Genomic DNA, 17,469 nt, shown 5'->3' on the forward strand with positions numbered 1-17,469 from the left:
CGACTGCCGGTGAATCCGGCTGACGGCTGAAGGTTTCTCGTGGCGATTGGAGTTCGGCCGGGCTCGCCGCCCTGCAGCTTTCGGGTTGGAGCAGCGTCCCGTTGGAGCTCCTGCGGTCGCGAGCCGTGACCGCGAACTCACAGTAACTGCGCTGGCGACGCCGCCTCCGGAGCGTCCAGCCTGGGGCTCCAAGGAGCCCGGATCGCCGTAAACCGGCACCTCCAACCGCCGTATCGCGCAAAATTCTCCCCCGTTCAGGGGGTTGTAAGCGTGATTGTTGCGTCGCAACAAAGCGCAATGCGTGGAATAAAGGTTTGACGGGACCGGTCCAGGCCGGTAAATCTCCCCGACCCGTGCCGTGGGCGTGGGATTTTCATTCAGTTTCGACACGACAGGGGACACCGCATGAGCGGAGCCGCGATACCGACCCAGGGCCAGGCGCCCATACCCGAGTTCAAGCAAATGCTGGGGCATCCCAAGCCCTTGTGGATGCTGTTCATGACCGAGTTCTGGGAGCGCTTCGCGTTCTACGGCATCCGCTGGGCGCTGGTGCTGTACATCGTGGCCCAGTTCCACGGCGGCGACGCCGCCGGCGAAGCGCCTGCCAACCGCATCTACGGCGCCTACCTGGCCCTGGTGTATGCCGCGGCGATCTTCGGCGGCTACATCGCCGACCGGGTGCTCGGCTACCAACGCTCGATCCTGCTCGGCGCGGTGATCATGGCCACCGGCCTGTTCCTGATCGCGATCCCGAACGACCAGGTGTTCAAGCTCGGCCTGGCCACGATCGTGGTCGGCAACGGTCTGTTCAAGCCGAACATCTCGACCATGGTCGGCAAGCTCTACAGCGTCAGCGACGGCCGCCGCGACTCGGGCTTCACCATCTTCTACATGGGCATCAACGCCGGCGCCTTCATCTCGCCGATCCTGACCGGCCTGCTCGCCGAAAAGGTGTTCGGCACCGCGGCCATGCCGGTCTACAAGATGGTGTTCATCGCCTCGGGCCTGGGCATGATCGCCAGCCTGGTGTGGTTCTGGTTCGGTCGCCGCCAGCTCGAAGGCATCGGCCGCCCGCCGTCCGACAGCGCCGGCAAACAGAAGGTGCTGTACGTGTTCCTCGGCGCCTTGGCGGCGATCCCGGTGGTGTACTTCCTGCTCGCCGTCGGCGCGACCACCCTGCAGTGGGTGCTGCTGGCGATGTTCATCGCCCTGTGCGCCCTGCTGCTGGTCGAAGGCTTCCGCGAGGGCAAGGTGCAACGCGACAAAGTGATCGCGATGCTGATCATCTTCACCTTCAACATCCTGTTCTGGATGTTCTTCGAGCAGGCCGGCAGTTCCTTCACCTTCCTCGCCGACAAGATCGTCGACCGCCAGCTCGGCGACTTCCTGTTCCCGAACGCCTGGTTCCAGTCGGTCAACTCGCTGGCGATCATCACCCTGGCACCGATCATCGCCCTGATCTGGGTCAAGATGGGTTCGGCCAATCCGTCGATTCCGCGCAAATTCGGCCTCGGCCTGATCTTCAACGGCCTGGCGTTCGCGCTGCTGATGTTCGCCTTGTCGGGCCTGGTCAACGACGCCGGCAAGATTCCGTTCTGGACCTTGTTCATGGTCTACGTGATCCAGTCGGTCGGCGAGCTGTGCCTGTCGCCGATCGGTTTGTCGATGGTGACCAAGCTGGCACCGATGCGCCTGGTCGGTTTCGGCATGGGCGGTTGGTTCCTCTCGACCGGCATCGGCAACAACCTGTCGGGCATCTTCGCCGGCGTGGTCAGCGGCGAAGGCGGCATGACCACGACCTCGGCCTTGAGCGGCTACACCTTCGGCTTCTACGCCCTGGTGGGCGCGGGCGTGCTGTTGTTCCTGATCGCGCCGTTGGTGCAGAAGTTGATGCACGGCGTGAAGTGATCGCTCTGCCGCGCTTCGCGCGGCCAGGTGGCGAACGAAAGACGACGGCTACGGCCGTCGTCTTTTTTTGTGGGTCGGGTGGCGGCGATGTTTGGGGCGTGATGGCGGTGCTGACGGGCGATCGCGGGTAGACCGCTTTGATTCCCTGGCAGCGACGAAGGCCGCAAACCATATTGGCCGTGGCGTGGCGTGGCGTGGCCGTTGCCGTTGCCGTGGCCATTGCTGTTGCTGTGCGCCGCTCCGCACTCGCGAAGGCCATAGAAGACCCAGAGGGCGGCCCGCATGGATGCGGGCCGTTTTTCATCGGGACAGGGATGTCCCGTATGAAAAATCCCTGCGTCGGCATCGCTCGTGCGGGCCTGTGATTCAAAGCAAAAGCACTTTTCTTTGGTGACTTTCTTTTGTTGCTTTAGACAAAAGAAAGTTACCCGCCGCTTTAGTGGCGGAAGCTTTTATCGTTTGGTCTTGCTTCCATTAAAGCCACAGGCAAGTGCGAAGTACCCCTGTAGGAGCGACGTAAGTTGCGACCACGCTCTGCCGGCCTCCGGCACAACCCTTCAAGAAAGAGCAGAGCTTCCGTCCGCTACGCGGTCGGGTTACTTTCTTTTGCTAAGCCCAAAAGAAATGTAACCAAAGAAAAGGGCTCTCCTTGCAAGGGCACAGGCCACGAGTGCGATGCCCGCGCCGGGATTTTCCGATAAGACGTCCCTGTCTTATCGGAAAACGCCGCACGTCCTGTGCGGCGCCCTCCGGGTCTCCACTTGACCGGCAAAGCGGCAAATCAAAATCACGGCAACGGCAACGGCAACGGCAACGGCAACGGCAACGGCAACGGCTCGCCCGGTACCAGGGTAGGAGCGGCGCAAGCCGCGACCACGGGGTTGCCAGATCGCCACGCAACGGCCGCCTGGCGCAGCAGAACGTCGGCAACGACTCCGCGTCCCGCGCACGGATACGCACAACCGGGACTCGGGAACGCGGCTTGCCGCAGCCGCGACTACGACATCGACCCGCCTAGCGCGTCGTCGCCGCCATCTCCGCCTCGGCCTGCATCTCCAACTCGTCGAGACGATCCAGCAATCGGAACAACGCCTCGCGCTCGGGCGCCTCGATGCCGTTCAGCAGGCGCTGCTCGAAGGCCAGCGCCATCGGCGCGACTTCGTCGTAGATCTTGTAGCCGTCCAGCGACAGCTGCAGCACCGAGCGGCGGCGGTCGTCGTCGTGGGTGTCGCGCTCCAGGCGGCCGGCTTCGATCAGGCGGGCGACCGCGCGGCTGACCGCGACCTTGTCCATCGCGGTGCGCTGGGCGACCTCGTTGGCCGACAGGCCGGGGTAGCGGCCCAGGACCGCCATGACCCGCCACTCGGTCACGCTGAGGGCGAAGCGCTCGGAATAGACCCGGGCGATCGCGCTGCTGACCCGGTTGGACAGGACCGACAGGCGGTAGGGCAGGAAGTGTTCCAGGTCCAGTTCGGCATGGCGCGCCCCGCCGGCCTTGCCGATCGGCGCGGTCTGGGGGCCGGACGGGGCCGATTCGGGGGCGGCATCGGGGTCGGATTGAGATCGATTCATGTTGCACTGTGCCTTGCTTATGGTTTCATGTGAAACTATAACGACCCTTTCGACAAGGCCGTCCGCAGCGGACCCGGCCGCCACCTGAGAACAATGCCATGAATGCGCAGCCCAACCTCGGCATGCAGGTCACCACGTTTGAGAATCCGCTCGGCATCGACGGGTTCGAGTTCGTCGAGTTCGCCGCCCCGAAGGGCCGCAGCGACCTGCTCCACGACTATTTCCGCAAGCTCGGCTTCAGCGCCGTGCTGCGCCACAAGACGCGCCCGATCACCGTCTATCGCCAGGGCGGGGTGAACTTCCTGGTCAACGAATCGCCCGACAGCTTCGCCGCGGCCTTCGCCGAGGCGCACGGCCCTTGCGCCTCGGGCTTCGCGATCCGCTTCAAGAAGCCGGCGAACGAGGTTTACCAGGCCGTGCTCGGCAACGGCGGCGAAGCGGTCAGCGAGCGCGCCGACACCCGCGCGATCGATGCGCCGGTGGTCAAGGGCATCGGCGACTGCATGCTCTACCTGGTCGACCGTTACGGCGACCAGGGCACGGCCTATGAAGACTACGAGCCGATTCCGGGCGCCGAGCAGAACCCGAGCGGGTTCGGCCTGACCTTCATCGACCACCTGACCCATAACCTGTACTTCGGCAACATGCAGAAGTGGTCGGACTATTACGAGCGTCTGTTCAATTTCCGCGAGATCCGCTATTTCGACATCAAGGGCGCCAAGACCGGCCTGGTGTCGAAGGCGATGACCGCGCCGGACGGCGTGGTGCGCATCCCGCTCAACGAATCCAGCGACCCGAAGAGCCAGATCAACGAATACCTGGACGCCTACAAGGGCGAGGGCATCCAGCACATCGCCTGTTTCACCGACAACATCTACGAGACCGTCGAAGCGATGCGCGCGCAGGGCGTGGAGTTCCTCGACACCCCGGATACCTATTTCGATGTGATCGACCAGCGCGTGCCCAATCACGGCGAGGACGTCGCTCGCCTGGCCAAGAACAAGATCCTGATCGACGCCGACCGCGAGACCCATCAGCGCAAGTTGCTGCAGATCTTCACCCAGAACGCGATCGGGCCGATCTTCTTCGAGATCATCCAGCGCAAGGGCAACGAAGGTTTCGGCGAAGGCAACTTCCAGGCCCTGTTCGAGAGCATCGAACGCGACCAGATGAAGCGCGGCGTACTATAACGGCCGACCAAAACCGCCGGCCAAGCCAGGGAATGCGCATGCTCAGGGAACTCGTCGATCTGTTGACCTGCCGGGAACTCGAGCCCGAGGAACTGCAATCGCTGGTCGCCGCGATCGACGGCGCGGCGGAGGATCCCGATCTGGACTGGATCGTGGATCCCTCGTCGGAAGAGCTGATGCAGAACGCGCTCGTGTTCAAGCTCATGGATCACATCGCCGTCGGCGACAAGATCGACGAGGTGCACGAGCAGATCAGCGACTTCTTCGCCGAGCCCCTGGCGGACTTCCCGCGTCACACCGACGGGCGTTGGTTCCTGCCGGACGAGTATTTCGCCTGGCTGGACCCGCTGCTGGCCGAGCGCGGCGCCGACGGCGGCGGTTACGAACTGCTGCTGCTCGAAGACACGTTCAGCGAGAACCTGCACGCGCTGCTGGTCTGGCGCAAGGACAGCGCACGGGTGTTGCAGATCGCCACCGAGCTGGCGCTGAGGATCGAACGCTCGACCCAGCGCTCGCTGGGGCTGCGCGCGATCATGTGACGCCGCGCCGCCCGCGCCGTACCGTTGCAGACACTGCTCCGCCGCCGCACCGATTCGATCCGCGCCCTGACCAATGGCGGCGCCCCACCGCATAGCGAGCCCGTATGAGCACCGCAGCCAACGACATCGACAACGTGATTCCGATGCCCAGCACCGACGCCCAACGCCAGCGTCCGCGCGGCTACATGAGCGGCTTCGGCAACGAATTCGCCAGCGAGGCCGTCGCCGGCGCCCTGCCGCAGGGGCAGAACTCGCCGCAGCGCGCGGCGTTCGGGCTGTATGCCGAGCAGCTCAGCGGTACGGCGTTCACCGCGCCGCGCAAGGAAAACCGGCGCAGCTGGCTGTACCGCATTCGCCCGGCGGCGATGCACGGCACCTTCGCGCCCTACGGCCAGCCGCGTTTCCATAACGACTTCGGCAACGGCCCGGTCTCGCCCGATCAACTGCGCTGGGACCCGTTGCCGCTGCCCGAAGCGGCGACCGATTTCGTCGACGGCCTGTACACGATGGCCGGCAACGGTTCGTCGGCCGGCCAGCACGGCTGCGGCATCCACCTGTACGCGGCCAACCGTTCGATGGAAGGGCGCTATTTCTACAGCGCCGACGGCGAGTTGCTGATCGTGCCGCAGCAGGGCCGTTTGTTGGTCGCCACCGAGTTCGGCGCGCTCGAAGTCGAGCCGCTGGAAGTCGCGGTGATCCCGCGCGGCGTGCGCTTCCGTGTCGAACTGCTCGACGGCCCCTCGCGCGGTTATGTCTGCGAGAACTTCGGTGCCCTGTTGCGTTTGCCCGACCTCGGCCCGATCGGCGCCAACGGCCTGGCCAATCCGCGCGACTTCCTGACCCCGCATGCGTCCTACGAGGACCTCGAGGGCGAGTTCGAGCTGGTCGCGAAGTTCCAGGGCCACCTGTGGCGCGCCGACATCGGCCATTCGCCGCTCGATGTGGTCGCCTGGCATGGCAACTACGCGCCGTACAAATACGATCTGCGCCACTTCAACACCATCGGCTCGATCAGCTTCGATCATCCCGACCCGTCGATCTTCACCGTGCTGACCTCGCCGAGCGACACGCCCGGCACGGCCAACATCGACTTCGTGATCTTCCCGCCGCGTTGGCTGGTGGCCCAGCACACCTTCCGGCCGCCGTGGTTCCACCGCAACATCGCCAGCGAGTTCATGGGCCTGATCCACGGCGCCTACGACGCCAAGGCCGACGGCTTCGCGCCCGGCGGCTCGTCGTTGCACAACTGCATGACCGGCCACGGCCCGGATGCGCAGACCTTCGAAAAGGCCTCGGCCGCGGACCTCTCGCAACCGCACGTGATCGTCGACACCATGGCCTTCATGTTCGAGACGCGCGCGGTGATCCGTCCGGCCGCGCAAGCCTTCGACGCCGCGCATCGCCAGCGCGATTACCAAGCCTGCTGGGCCGGCTTGCGCAAGCATTTCGACCCGTCCAAGCGCGACTGAGCGTCTGCTTCATCGCTGCATCCTCGCGCGGCTTCGGCCGCGCGAGTCGTTTGCGCGGTCCTGCCGGCCGCGGCGTTTCGCGCCGCATTCACGCAAAACGGCTAGGCTGCAGCGGCCACCCGAACCGCGCCCCGCGCGCCGGAGTCCTGCCGATGAAGCATTTGCCCCTCTCCGCCTTGCTGCCCCCGCTGCTGTTGGCCCTGGCCTTGAGCGCCTGCCAGCGCGAGGCCGCCGGCCCGCTCGACACCGCGACGGCGCAGACCCCGCCGGCCAACGATCAACCCGCTGAAGACGTGCCGCCGGCGACCGCACCGGCGGTAGCGCCGCCCGTGAGCGACACCCTGGCGCGCTTCGACGGCTACGGCGACCTGCGTTTCGGCATGAGCGCCGAGGAAGCCAAGAGGGCCTGGGGCGGCGAGCTCAAGGGCGAGGCCGCGGCCGACGGCGGTTGCTATTACCTGAGGCCGATCTGGGCGCAGAACGCGGCCGAGTTCGGTTTCATGATCGAGAACGGCAAGTTCGCCCGCGTCGACGTCGGCAACGACAAGGAGACCGCGCCCGGCGGCGGCAAGCGCGGCATGAGCGCGGACGAGATCCGCAAGCTCTACGCCGGCCGGGTCGAGGAGCAGCCGCACAAGTACGTCGACGGCGGCAAGAACCTGCGCATCGGCGACGCCGGCGGCGGTGCCGGCGCCCTGGTGTTCGAGACCGATGCCGCCGGCAAGGTCACGGCCTGGCGCATCGGCGTGCCGCCGCAGGTCGACTATGTCGAAGGCTGCTCCTGAGATCGGCAACGAACGAGGCGGCCGCCGCGAGGCGGCGAAAGCGCAACCTGGCCCGGCCTGAGCATAGAATCGGCCATTGACCGCAAGGGGATGATCGTCATGTTCGAAGCCGTCGGCTTATTCGTACTCGGCCTGGTACTGCTGGCCCTGGGCGGCGATTCGATCGTCAAGGGCGCCTCGGGCCTGGCCCAGCGCTTCGGCGCCTCGCCGTTCGCGGCCGGCCTGGTGTTGGTCGCGTTCGGCACCTCGCTGCCGGAACTCGCGGTCAACCTGCAGGCGGTGGTGCGCGGCCAACAGGCGCTCGCGCTCGGCAATGCGGTCGGCAGCAACGCGGTCAATTTCGGCCTGACCCTCGGCCTGGCCGCGCTCGCCGCGCCGCTGCTGGTGCGTTGGCGCGCCTTGGCGCCGTTGCTGCTGGTGCTGTTGCTCGGCACCCTGGCGGTGATCGGCCTGGGCCTGGACGGCGTGCTCAGCCGCGGCGAAGGCATCGTCATGCTGTTGGCGTTCGTCGCGGTGGTCGCCTATGCGATCGCGCGCACCCGTCGCGAGGCGCCGGAGCTGCAGGACGCCATCGCCGCCTTCGCCCAGACCCAGACCCACCTCGGCCTGAATCTGGTGCGGGTGTTGATCGCGCTGGTGCTGATGCACCTGGGCGCCTATCTGATCATCGGCGGCGACGGCCTGTGGAGCCTCGGCGCCTCGCCGGCGCTGGCGGCCGGTTTCGGTTCGCCGAATGCGGCCATCATCGGTGCCGCGATGGGTCTTTCGCCGCTGCTGACCGGTCTGTTGCCGGTGGCGATCGGCACCGCGCTGCCCGAGGCCATGGCTGCGGTCGCCGCGGCGCGGCGGGGGCAGGGCGACATCGTCGTCGGCCACGTGGTCGGCTCGAGTCTGTTCAATCTGCTGATCGTGATCGGCGGCATGGCGGCCTGGCACAGCGTGCCGCTGCCGGCCTCGTTCGTGCGTTTCGAGCTGCCGGCCGCGGCGGTGTTCGCGCTGATGCTGTACCCGATGCTGCGGGGCGACCTGCGCGTGAGCAAGCGCGAGGGCGCGATCCTGCTCGTGGGCCTGCTCGGCTGGATCGGCTTCGAATTGCTGATGCTGCTGCGCTGAGCGGCCATTGACATGGGGCGGACCGTTGCCGTCGATATAATGGCCGGATGAGCGAACTCACCCCCACGCGGTTGCCGCGACGCGCATTGCGCGCGCTGAGCGAATTCTTCCGCCTCGAAGCCGCCGGCGGCATCGTCCTCATCGTGGCCGCGGTGCTGGCCCTGATCGCCGCCAACTCGCCGCTGCAGGCGGCCTACGAGGCCTTCCGCGATATCCCGGTGCAGGTGCGCATCGGCGCGCTCGACATCGCCAAGCCCTTGTTGCTGTGGATCAACGACGGCCTGATGGCGATCTTTTTCCTGGTCGTCGCCCTGGAGATCAAGCGCGAGGCCCTCAGCGGCCAATTGGCCGAGCGCTCGCAACTGGTGCTGCCGATGGTCTGCGCCGCCGCCGGCGTGATCGTGCCGGCCCTGCTGTTCGCCGCGCTTAACCGCGGCGATGCCGCCGCGATGCGCGGCTGGGCGGTGCCGACCGCGACCGACATCGCCTTCGCCCTCGGCGTGCTGGCCCTGCTCGGTTCGCGCGTGCCGGTGGCGATGAAGCTGCTGCTGTCGACGATCGCGGTGGTCGACGACCTGATCGCGATCCTGATCATCGCCTTCTTCTATTCGCACGGCCTGTCGGTCACCGCGCTGATGTGGGCGGCGGTGGCGCTGGCCGGCATGTGGGTGCTCAACCGCCGCGGCGTGACCTCGCTGGGGCCCTACCTCGCGCTCGGCGTGGTGCTATGGGTGTGCGTGCTGAAGTCCGGCGTGCATGCGACCCTGGCCGGCGTCGCCACCGGCCTGATGATTCCGCACGTCGACAAGCGCAATGCGATCGACGACGAGCACGAGCATTCGCCGCTGGAAACCCTGGAGCACGCGCTGCACCCGTGGGTGGCCTACGCGATCCTGCCGTTGTTCGCCTTCGTCAATGCCGGCCTGTCGCTGAGCGGGGTCAAGCTCGAAGACGCGACCGCGGCGCTGCCGATGGGCATCGTGCTGGGCCTGGTGGTCGGCAAGCCGGTGGGCATCGTCGGCGCGGCGCTGCTGATGCGCATGCTCGGCTGGGCCCGTTTCCCCGCCGGCATGGACTTGCGCGCGATGATCGGCCTGGGTTTGATGTGCGGCATCGGTTTTACGATGAGCCTGTTCATCGCTTCGTTGGCTTACCAAGACCCGTTGCGCTACGAAGAGGCCGTGCTCGGCATTCTCGGCGCGTCGCTGTTGTCGGCGGTGGTCGGTTATTTCTGGTTGCGCGCGGTACTGCCGGCGCGGAGTGCGCAGGGCTGAACGCATGAAACACGCTTTGGTTTTGGGGGGCAGCGGCCAGATCGGCGTGCCGCTGCTGCAACGGCTGTATCACGCCGGATGGCGGGTCACCGGGATCTCGCGCCACGAACAGCACGACCGTCCCGGCTTGCATTGGCTGCAGGGCGATCTGTCGTCGATGCCGGCGTTGCCGGCGCGCGTCGATGCGATCTTCAGCTGCGGTCCGCTGCTGAAGTTCGCCAAGTGGTACGAACAATCGGGCATCGAGGCCTCGCGCGTGGTCGCGTTCGGCTCGACCAGCGCCGAGACCAAGCGCGGTTCGGCCGATGCCGACGAGCGCCGGGTCGCCCAGGAACTGCGCGAGGGCGAGGCCGCCTTGTTCGCCGCGGCGGTGCCGCGCAACGATGCGGTGACCGTGTTGCGCCCGACCCTGATCTACGGCGCCGGCCGCGACGCCACCCTGACCCGGATCGCGCAACTGGCGCGCCGCCTGCGTTACTTCCCCTTGCCGCGCGGCGCCAACGGCCTGCGCCAGCCGGTGCATGTCGACGACCTCGCCGATGCCGCCTTCGGTGTGCTCGACGTGCCGGCGACCTTCGGCCAGGTCTATGCCGTGCCCGGCGGCGAAGTGCTGAGCTATCGCGACATGGTCGCGCGCACCCTGGCCTGTCTGCGCCCGCCGGTGCGTCTGATCGAATTGCCGTCGCCGCTGTTCAACCTCGCGCTGCTTGCCGCGCAGGCCACCGGCCGCGCCTCCGGGCTCGGCGAAGCCGCGGTGCGGCGCATGCGCGGCGACATGACCTTCGACGCGGGTCCGGCGCAGCGCGATTTCGGCTATGAGCCGCGGGCGTTCCGGCCGAGTGCGGAGATGTTCGAACCGCCGCGGGAATAGTCGCGACGGTTCGACCTCGCGTCGTTCCCCTTGTAGGAGCGGCGTAAGCCGCGACCACGGGACGCGCAGAGACTGCATCGCCGTCGTCAATGATTGGAGCCTGGGACTGTCGCAGGGTAGGAGCGACGTCCTACTGGATTTCCTTCGGTCACAAGTCGCGACCGCGTCCCGGCGGCTGTCGGCGTATCTTTGGAGCAGAGCTTCCGCCCGCTGACGCGGCCGGGTTACTTTCTTTTGCTAAGCCCAAAAGAAAAGTAACCAAAGAAAAGGGCTCTCCTTGCAAGGGCACAGGCCACGAGTGCGATGCTGTCGCCGGGATTTTTCGATAAGACGTCCCTGTCTTATCGAAAAACGGCGCACGTCCTGTGCGCCGCCCTCCGGGTCTACGGTTGCATCGCAAGTTCGACACTGCGCCAGGCTCTTTACAGCAACGGCAACGGCTCGGCTCGGCTTCTAAGGGTAGGAGCGGCGCGAGCCGCGACCGCGACCTTACGGCTGCCGGCGCGGGCGATCGTTGCTGCGTGGTCGCGGCTCGCGCCGCTCCTACCCTTTGAGCCGTCGTAGCTGCAGGATTGCTGCTGCTGCTGCTGCTGTTGCTGTGCGCAGCTTCGCATTAGCGAAGGCAATGGAAGACCCGGAGGGCGGCGCGCAGGGATGCGCGCCGTTTTTCATCGGGACAGGGATGTCCCGTATGAAAAAGCCCCGCGTATGCACCGCTCGCGCGGGCTTGTGATTCAAAGCAAAAGCATTTTTCTTTGGTGACTTTCTTTTGTTGCTTTAGACAAAAGAAAGTTACCCGCCGCTTTAGTGGCGGAAGCTTTTGGCGTTTGATCTTGTTTCTTCAGAAGCCACAGGCAAGAGCAGAGCTTCCGTCCGCTGACGCGGCCGGGTTACTTTCTTTTGCTGGCCCAAAAGAAAGGTAACCAAAGAAAAGGGCTTTCCTTGACGAGGCTCCCCTGCGAGTACACAGCGCGCGCCGGGATTTTTCGATAAGACGTCCCTGTCTTATCGAAAAACGGCGCACGTCCTGTGCGCCGCCCTCCGGGTCTACGGTTGCATCGCAAGCTCGGAACTGCGCCAAGCTTTCACAGCAACAGCAACAGCAACAGCAAAGCCTTCGTTACCCTTTGCTCACGCATCCGTAGCCGGCACCGGCGTACGCGATTTCGCCAGCGACCGCAAAGCGATGATCAGCACGCCGCCGAGCACCATGGCGCCGCCGATCCACAGGCGCGGACCCGGGCGGTCGCCCCAGAAAACGACGCCTAGGGCGATGGCGAACACCGGCACCAGCAGCAGCCAGGGGGTGACCTTGGCGACCGGGTGGCGCTGCACGAGCACGTAGTACAGGCCGTGGCCGAGCAGCGACGAGACGAACGCGGCATAGACCACGCCAAGCCAGGCGACCCAGCTGACCGAGCCGAGTGCGGCAAGGCCGCCGGGCTCGACGGCCATGCTGAGGCCGATCAGCGGCAGCACCGCGATCAGCGCGGTCCAGCCTTGCTGGCTGTAAGCGTCGAGCCCGCGCAGGCCTTTCATCAGCACCGTGCCCAGGGCCAGGAACGCGGCCGAGATCAGCATCAGCACCACCGCCATCGGCTTGTCGAGCACCAGCGGGTCGAAGCCGAGCACCAGCACGCCGGCGAAACTCAGGCCGATCGCCACGCCCGTGCGCCAGGCGAAGCGTTCGCCGAGCAGCCACCAGGCCAGCACCGCGGTCATCGGGACATAGCTCTGCAACACGATGGCCGGCGAGGACAGGTCGCCGGCGGCTTTGAGCGCGCTGAAGCTCAGGCCGAAATGCAGCACGCCGATGCACAGGCAAACCGCGATCAGGCGCGGCCACTGGCCCGGCGCCGGGCGTTTGACGAAGAAGGCCAGCGGCAGGGCGAGCAGGGCGAAACGCAGGCCGGTGAACAGCAACGGCGGGATCTCGCGCAGCGCATAGGCCGAGGTCAGGAAGTTCAGCGCCCAGGACAGGACGACGAGCAGCAACAGGACGATGTCGCGAACAGGCATGGGGGAGGTCGATTGGGCTATCGTGACGGCCGCTCGAGCGGGTCGCGAATGGCGTGACGGGAGAAGCATTGTGAAGCAAGCGTTGCAGGCCGCGGGCCCGTTCGTCTGGGGGATGTTGGCGATCGCGGCCCTGGTGTTCTGGCTGATGCCGAGTGCGTGGCTGCTGCGCGGCTGGGTATCGCACCTGGTCAAGGCGCGGCCGGCCTATGGCGCGGCGCTGTGGTCGGTGGTGTTCGCGCTGGTGCTGTGGGCGATGCTGGCGGTGACGGCGATGATCGTCCTGCACGGCCAGGCCGCCAGCTCCGGCTGGCCGTTCGCGGCGATCGCGTTCGTGCTGTCCTGCCTGGCCTTGGCTTTCAGCGTGCGCATCCATCTGCCTGGCCCCGACGGGGTGCGCCTGAGCTGGTCGCGGGCCTTGCCGGTGTCGGCGGCGACCTGCGTGGTGCTGTGGGCGCAGGCGGGGTTATGCGTTTATTTGCTGGGGCGGTATTACCTGAAGTCGTTGTGATGCGCTTGGACCCGCCAATCAGCCCAGAGGGCGGAAGCGGCGACCCATCGCGGCTGCTTATCGCCAGGAGCGGACCGGCGACGTCATTGGATTGACGTGGTCGCGGCTTGCGCCGCTCCTACCCAGAAGCAACGGTCGCCCTTCTTGATCGCTCAGTACGACCAGCCGAATTTGCGGTACAGCTTCGACAGCACCCAGGCCGGGCCGATCAGCAGATAAGTCAGGTCGGTGAAGAAGCTCGGCTTCTTGCCTTCGATCTTGTGGCCGACGAACTGGGCGATCCAGGCCACCACGAACACGGCGATGGCGGTGTACAGCAGCACGGTGATGCCGAAGCTCTGCGCGATCCAGTGCGCGATCAGCGACAACACCACGAACTGCACCAACATGCCGAAGCCGAGTTTGCGCGAGGCGCGGTAATAGAACAGCAGCGCGGCGAACATCGCCAGCGCGGCCCAGGCGCCCGGGCGGAAGTACGTGCCCGGGGCGGGGATGCACCACAGCAAGGCGATCACGCTCCACAGGATCGCCGGCACCGCGACGACGTGGATGCTCTGGTTGGTGGCGTTGCGATGGTCGCCGGAATAACTGGCGAACCAGCGATCGATGGGGCGTTGCGACGACGACTCGGCGACGGTGCTCATGGTCGACTCCCGTTGCGGCGGGGCGGACGCGCTGTCCGCGGGTGGGTGCCTGCGGCTAGTGGGCCGCGGACTTCGAGAATAGCTGGATCACCGCCACCCCCGCCACGATCAGGCCGATGCCGGCCAGCGCGCCGGCATCCAGGGTCTGTTTCATGAACAGCCAGCCGATCGCGGCGATCAGGACGATGCCGACGCCCGACCAGATCGCATAGGCGACCCCGACCGGCACCGTGCGCAGCACCAGCGAGAGGAAATAGAACGCGGTGGCGTAGCCGATGCCGACGATCAGCGAGGGGACGGTGCGGGTGAAGCCTTCGGAGGCCTTGAGCGCGCTGGTCGCCACCACTTCGGCGGCGATCGCGATGCTCAGGTACAGGTAGCCGATATTCATGCGGTTCTCGCGAGAGAGACGATCGGGCCAGGGTAACGCGCATGGCGGCAGGGCTGAATCCGTGGTCGGGCCCCGAGTGTGGCGCGGATCGCGCGGCGCATGAGGCGCGTGCGTGCAGGTTGGCCGCGCCTGCGCACGCGATTGGCCGGGCAGGCCCCGGTGCGGCGCGCTTAAAACCGAACCGGCCCGCGTGTGCGGGCCGGTGAGGTGTCAGTCGATCGAGATGCCGGCGAGTTTCTGCAGCGCCTCGGCGTACTTCGCGCGGGTGCGCTCGATCACTTCGGCCGGCAGGTTCGGACCCGGCGGGGTCTTGTCCCAACCCAGCGTCTCCAGGTAATCGCGCACGAATTGCTTGTCGTAGCTCGGCGGGCTGGTGCCGACCTGGTACTGGTCGGCGGGCCAATAGCGCGAAGAGTCCGGCGTCAGCATTTCGTCCATGACGTAGAGACGGCCGTCGGCGTCGGTGCCGAACTCGAACTTGGTGTCGGCCAGCAGGATGCCGCGTTCGGCCGCGTAGTCGGCGGCGTAGCGATACAGGCGCAGGGTCGCATCGCGCACCGCTTCGGCGAGCCCGGCGCCGACCGTGCGCACGGCGGTGTCGAAATCGATGTTCTCGTCGTGGTCGCCGACGGCGGCCTTGGTCGAGGGGGTGAAGATCGGCTCGGGCAATTGCTCGGCCTGGCGCAGGCCGCTCGGCAGGGCGATGCCGCTGACCCGGCCGGTGCGCTGGTAATCTTTCCAGCCGCTGCCGATCAGATAACCGCGCGCGATGCACTCGATCGGCACCGGCTTGAGCCGTTTGGTCACGACCGTGCGCTTGGCGTAGAGGCGGGCGTCGACGCCCTCGGGCAGCACGGCGGCGACGTCGATCCCGGTCAGGTGGTTGGGAATGATGTGCGCGGTCTTGCCGAACCAGAAGTTGCTGATCTGGCAGAGCATCTCGCCCTTGCCCGGGATCGGGTCGGGCAGCACGACGTCGAACGCGCTGAGGCGGTCGGTGGCGACCATCAACAGACAGTCGCCGCCCGGAGCGGCGCCCGCGGGCAGGCGATCGGCCGGAAGGTCGAAGACATCGCGGACCTTGCCGCGGTGGCGCAAGGGCAGGCCGGGCAGTTCGGATTGCAGCAGTGTGGTCGTCAACGTGGGGACCCCTGATGGCGGCGGCATAGATGATTCCCCCATCGCTTCGCGCCGCCGGAGCCGGACGGCTCGCGCGCGCAGGCGCGACGGGGCCGGGCAGTGTACGCCGGCTGGCGCCCGCGTGCAGGTAGACTGGGGTCCGGCGGCCCGCAGGGGCCTGGACGGGCCGCGAACGGCCCGGGACGATGGGCGCGGATGAAGCGCTGGTACGGCAAATTGCTGGGTTTCTTCGCCGGCGCGGCGCTGCTGCGCGGCAACCCCTTCCTGGGGGCCATCATCGGCCTGTTGATCGGCCACGCCTTCGATACCGACTGGTTCAAGCTGCGCGGCGACAACCCCTATGCGGTGCTGGGCCTGACCACCGACGCCAGCGACAGCGAGGTCGACCAGGCCTACCGCCGGCTGATGGCGCAGTACCACCCGGACCGGGTCACCCAGGCCGCCCCCGAACTGCGTAACCAAGCCGAGCAGCGGGCCCGCGAGATCAACCGCGCTTACGACCGCATCAAGACCTTGCGCCAGCGCCGCTGATCCGTCCGCGCTTGGCCCCCCGGCTGGGGGAGGCGACAATGGCCGCCTGTCCGTACCGGCCCTGTCGCATGTCCCTGCAATCCACCGTCATCGCCCCTTCGATCCTCTCGGCCAACTTCGCCAAGCTCGGCGAGGAGGTCGACAACGTCCTCAAGGCCGGCGCCGACTGGGTCCATTTCGACGTCATGGACAACCATTACGTACCGAACCTGACCATCGGCCCGATGATCTGCGAGGCGCTGCGCAAGCACGGCGTGACCGCGCCGATCGACGTGCACCTGATGGTCGAGCCGGTCGACCGCATCGTTCCCGACTTCGCCAAGGCCGGTGCCAGCATCATCAGCTTCCACCCCGAAGCCAGCGGCCACGTGCATCGCACGATCCAGTTGATCAAGTCGCACGGCTGCCAGGCCGGCCTGGTCTTGAATCCGGCCACGCCGATCGAAGTGCTCGACTGGGTGCTTGAGGACCTGGACCTGGTGTTGTTGATGTCGGTGAATCCCGGCTTCGGCGGCCAGAGCTTCATTCCTTCGGCGTTGGATAAGCTGCGCCGCGTGCGCGAACGCATCGACAACAGCGGTCGCGCGATCCGGCTGGAGATCGACGGCGGCGTCAAGACCGATAACATCGCCGAGATCGCCGCGGCGGGCGCCGACACTTTCGTCGCCGGTTCGGCGGTGTTCAACGCGCCCGACTATGCCGAAGTGATCGGCAAGATGAAGGCGGCGGTCGCGGCGGTGCGCGGATGAACACCTGCGACCTGTGCGATCTGCATGAGGCACGGGTTCGCATATTGGACCTGCCGTTGCGCGACTACGGCGGGCGCCTGGCCTTCGACGGTGTGGTCAGCACGATCAAGGCCTACGAAGACAACTCGCTGGTGCGCGAGGCGGTGGCCGAAGCCGGCAACGGCCGCGTGCTGGTGATCGACGGCGGCGGCTCGACGCGCCGCGCGATGCTCGGCGATCTGTTGGCGGCCAAGGCGGTCGAGAACGGTTGGGCCGGTGTGGTCGTCTACGGCGCGATCCGCGACAGCGGCGCGATCGGTGCGATGGAGCTCGGCGTCAAGGCGCTGGGCACCTGCCCGCGCAAGACCGACAAACTCGGCCAGGGCGCGCGCGACGTCGTGGTCGAGATCGGCGGCCTGGTGATCCGGCCGGGGGATTGGCTGTGTGCGGATGAGGATGGGGTGGTGTTGGCGGACGAAGTTTTGCGCTGAGGCGCTTTGCGCTGGCCCCTGTCGGCTGTCGCCGCGAATGCACGGTGCTCTGATTCGCCAGGGGAGGAGCGGCGCGAGCCGCGACCGCAAGATTTCAATCTTGCGTCGTCATTCTCATGGCGGCGGTATACGTCATGCCTGCAGGCGCTCGTGGCGTCTTGATGGCGATCGTTATCCCGAATGGTTGCCTTGCTATGGCTTTGATCTGCTTTGCTGCTTTACCGGTCAACTGTAGACCCGTAGGGCGGCGCACAGGACGTGCGCCGTTTTTCGATAAGACAGGGACGTCTTATCGA

Annotated in this window: 17 protein-coding genes; 12 read left to right on the plus strand and 5 right to left on the minus strand. The window is 66.6% G+C overall.

The window, feature by feature from the left end:
* Positions 1-405 precede the first annotated feature (405 nt).
* Positions 406-1,908 carry a peptide MFS transporter gene (locus ACKN61_RS04870; protein ID WP_031372712.1) on the plus strand — a complete coding sequence of 501 codons (1,503 nt, stop codon included), beginning with the start codon at positions 406-408 and terminating at the stop codon, positions 1,906-1,908.
* Positions 1,909-2,922: 1,014 nt separating this feature from the next.
* On the opposite strand, the gene ACKN61_RS04875 is transcribed toward ACKN61_RS04870, so the two are convergent.
* Positions 2,923-3,480 (minus strand): MarR family winged helix-turn-helix transcriptional regulator, encoded by a 558-nt coding sequence (locus tag ACKN61_RS04875; protein ID WP_408952551.1) that lies wholly within the window; start codon positions 3,478-3,480, stop codon positions 2,923-2,925.
* Positions 3,481-3,578: 98 nt separating this feature from the next.
* Here ACKN61_RS04875 and hppD point away from each other — a divergent pair, with 98 nt between their 5' ends.
* The 7 genes from hppD (at position 3,579) to ACKN61_RS04910 (ending at position 10,721) form a co-directional block, all read left to right on the plus strand.
* Positions 3,579-4,670: a 4-hydroxyphenylpyruvate dioxygenase gene (hppD, locus tag ACKN61_RS04880; RefSeq protein WP_408952552.1), complete on the plus strand. Its 1,092-nt coding sequence runs from the start codon at positions 3,579-3,581 to the stop codon at positions 4,668-4,670.
* A gap of 38 nt (positions 4,671-4,708) precedes the next feature.
* Positions 4,709-5,209 (plus strand): hypothetical protein, encoded by a 501-nt coding sequence (locus ACKN61_RS04885; RefSeq protein ID WP_408952553.1) that lies wholly within the window; start codon positions 4,709-4,711, stop codon positions 5,207-5,209.
* A 143-nt stretch (positions 5,210-5,352) separates the two neighbouring features.
* Positions 5,353-6,678, plus strand: coding sequence for a homogentisate 1,2-dioxygenase (hmgA, locus tag ACKN61_RS04890; protein ID WP_408953759.1), 1,326 nt, complete (start codon positions 5,353-5,355; stop codon positions 6,676-6,678).
* A 152-nt stretch (positions 6,679-6,830) separates the two neighbouring features.
* Positions 6,831-7,463, plus strand: a complete 633-nt coding sequence (locus ACKN61_RS04895) for a lectin (RefSeq protein ID WP_408952554.1) — start codon at positions 6,831-6,833, stop codon at positions 7,461-7,463.
* Positions 7,464-7,562: 99 nt separating this feature from the next.
* On the plus strand, positions 7,563-8,576 hold the full coding sequence (locus ACKN61_RS04900) for a sodium:calcium antiporter (protein ID WP_408952555.1): 1,014 nt from the start codon (positions 7,563-7,565) through the stop codon (positions 8,574-8,576).
* A gap of 47 nt (positions 8,577-8,623) precedes the next feature.
* A complete protein-coding gene (nhaA, locus tag ACKN61_RS04905) occupies positions 8,624-9,850 on the plus strand; it encodes a Na+/H+ antiporter NhaA (protein ID WP_408952556.1) in 1,227 nt (408 codons plus the stop codon).
* 4 nt (positions 9,851-9,854) lie between these two features.
* Complete coding sequence (locus tag ACKN61_RS04910; RefSeq protein WP_408952557.1) at positions 9,855-10,721, plus strand: SDR family oxidoreductase; 867 nt, start codon at positions 9,855-9,857, stop codon at positions 10,719-10,721.
* Between the two features lie 1,131 nt (positions 10,722-11,852).
* Here ACKN61_RS04910 and ACKN61_RS04915 read toward each other — a convergent pair.
* Positions 11,853-12,740, minus strand: a complete 888-nt coding sequence (locus ACKN61_RS04915) for a DMT family transporter (protein WP_408952558.1) — start codon at positions 12,738-12,740, stop codon at positions 11,853-11,855.
* A gap of 70 nt (positions 12,741-12,810) precedes the next feature.
* Here ACKN61_RS04915 and ACKN61_RS04920 point away from each other — a divergent pair, with 70 nt between their 5' ends.
* Positions 12,811-13,248 carry a hypothetical protein gene (locus ACKN61_RS04920; RefSeq protein ID WP_408952559.1) on the plus strand — a complete coding sequence of 146 codons (438 nt, stop codon included), beginning with the start codon at positions 12,811-12,813 and terminating at the stop codon, positions 13,246-13,248.
* Positions 13,249-13,400: 152 nt separating this feature from the next.
* Here the strand turns inward: ACKN61_RS04920 and ACKN61_RS04925 are convergent, their stop codons facing one another.
* From ACKN61_RS04925 to ACKN61_RS04935, 3 genes are all read right to left on the minus strand, one after another.
* On the minus strand, positions 13,401-13,892 hold the full coding sequence (locus tag ACKN61_RS04925; protein WP_408952560.1) for a DUF962 domain-containing protein: 492 nt from the start codon (positions 13,890-13,892) through the stop codon (positions 13,401-13,403).
* 55 nt (positions 13,893-13,947) lie between these two features.
* Positions 13,948-14,283, minus strand: a complete 336-nt coding sequence (locus tag ACKN61_RS04930; protein WP_408952561.1) for a DMT family transporter — start codon at positions 14,281-14,283, stop codon at positions 13,948-13,950.
* Between the two features lie 210 nt (positions 14,284-14,493).
* Entirely contained in the window at positions 14,494-15,423 is a 930-nt protein-coding gene (locus tag ACKN61_RS04935; protein WP_057916832.1) for a phosphoribosylaminoimidazolesuccinocarboxamide synthase, read from the minus strand.
* A gap of 195 nt (positions 15,424-15,618) precedes the next feature.
* Here ACKN61_RS04935 and ACKN61_RS04940 point away from each other — a divergent pair, with 195 nt between their 5' ends.
* From ACKN61_RS04940 to rraA, 3 genes are all read left to right on the plus strand, one after another.
* The gene (locus ACKN61_RS04940) at positions 15,619-15,954 is read left to right on the plus strand and encodes a DnaJ family molecular chaperone (RefSeq protein WP_408952562.1); all 336 of its coding nucleotides are present in this window, start codon (positions 15,619-15,621) and stop codon (positions 15,952-15,954) included.
* Between the two features lie 68 nt (positions 15,955-16,022).
* Positions 16,023-16,703, plus strand: a complete 681-nt coding sequence (gene rpe, locus ACKN61_RS04945; RefSeq protein ID WP_036149824.1) for a ribulose-phosphate 3-epimerase — start codon at positions 16,023-16,025, stop codon at positions 16,701-16,703.
* 44 nt (positions 16,704-16,747) lie between these two features.
* Positions 16,748-17,173 carry a ribonuclease E activity regulator RraA gene (gene rraA / locus ACKN61_RS04950; RefSeq protein ID WP_408952563.1) on the plus strand — a complete coding sequence of 142 codons (426 nt, stop codon included), beginning with the start codon at positions 16,748-16,750 and terminating at the stop codon, positions 17,171-17,173.
* Positions 17,174-17,469 lie beyond the last annotated feature (296 nt).

Origin of the sequence: Lysobacter sp. Hz25, from assembly GCF_046097045.1 — a bacterium.
Classification (GTDB): domain Bacteria; phylum Pseudomonadota; class Gammaproteobacteria; order Xanthomonadales; family Xanthomonadaceae; genus Lysobacter; species Lysobacter antibioticus_B.

Bases quoted from the DNA above. Each gene is read 5' to 3' on its own strand.
- ACKN61_RS04870 (WP_031372712.1), top strand. From the start codon at position 406: ATGAGCGGAGCCGCGATACCGACCCAGGGCCAGGCGCCCATACCCGAG.
- ACKN61_RS04875 (WP_408952551.1), bottom strand. From the start codon at position 3,480: ATGAATCGATCTCAATCCGACCCCGATGCCGCCCCCGAATCGGCCCCG.
- hppD (WP_408952552.1), top strand. From the start codon at position 3,579: ATGAATGCGCAGCCCAACCTCGGCATGCAGGTCACCACGTTTGAGAAT.
- ACKN61_RS04885 (WP_408952553.1), top strand. From the start codon at position 4,709: ATGCTCAGGGAACTCGTCGATCTGTTGACCTGCCGGGAACTCGAGCCC.
- hmgA (WP_408953759.1), top strand. From the start codon at position 5,353: ATGCCCAGCACCGACGCCCAACGCCAGCGTCCGCGCGGCTACATGAGC.
- ACKN61_RS04895 (WP_408952554.1), top strand. From the start codon at position 6,831: ATGAAGCATTTGCCCCTCTCCGCCTTGCTGCCCCCGCTGCTGTTGGCC.
- ACKN61_RS04900 (WP_408952555.1), top strand. From the start codon at position 7,563: ATGTTCGAAGCCGTCGGCTTATTCGTACTCGGCCTGGTACTGCTGGCC.
- nhaA (WP_408952556.1), top strand. From the start codon at position 8,624: ATGAGCGAACTCACCCCCACGCGGTTGCCGCGACGCGCATTGCGCGCG.
- ACKN61_RS04910 (WP_408952557.1), top strand. From the start codon at position 9,855: ATGAAACACGCTTTGGTTTTGGGGGGCAGCGGCCAGATCGGCGTGCCG.
- ACKN61_RS04915 (WP_408952558.1), bottom strand. From the start codon at position 12,740: ATGCCTGTTCGCGACATCGTCCTGTTGCTGCTCGTCGTCCTGTCCTGG.
- ACKN61_RS04925 (WP_408952560.1), bottom strand. From the start codon at position 13,892: ATGAGCACCGTCGCCGAGTCGTCGTCGCAACGCCCCATCGATCGCTGG.
- ACKN61_RS04930 (WP_408952561.1), bottom strand. From the start codon at position 14,283: ATGAATATCGGCTACCTGTACCTGAGCATCGCGATCGCCGCCGAAGTG.
- ACKN61_RS04940 (WP_408952562.1), top strand. From the start codon at position 15,619: ATGAAGCGCTGGTACGGCAAATTGCTGGGTTTCTTCGCCGGCGCGGCG.
- rpe (WP_036149824.1), top strand. From the start codon at position 16,023: ATGTCCCTGCAATCCACCGTCATCGCCCCTTCGATCCTCTCGGCCAAC.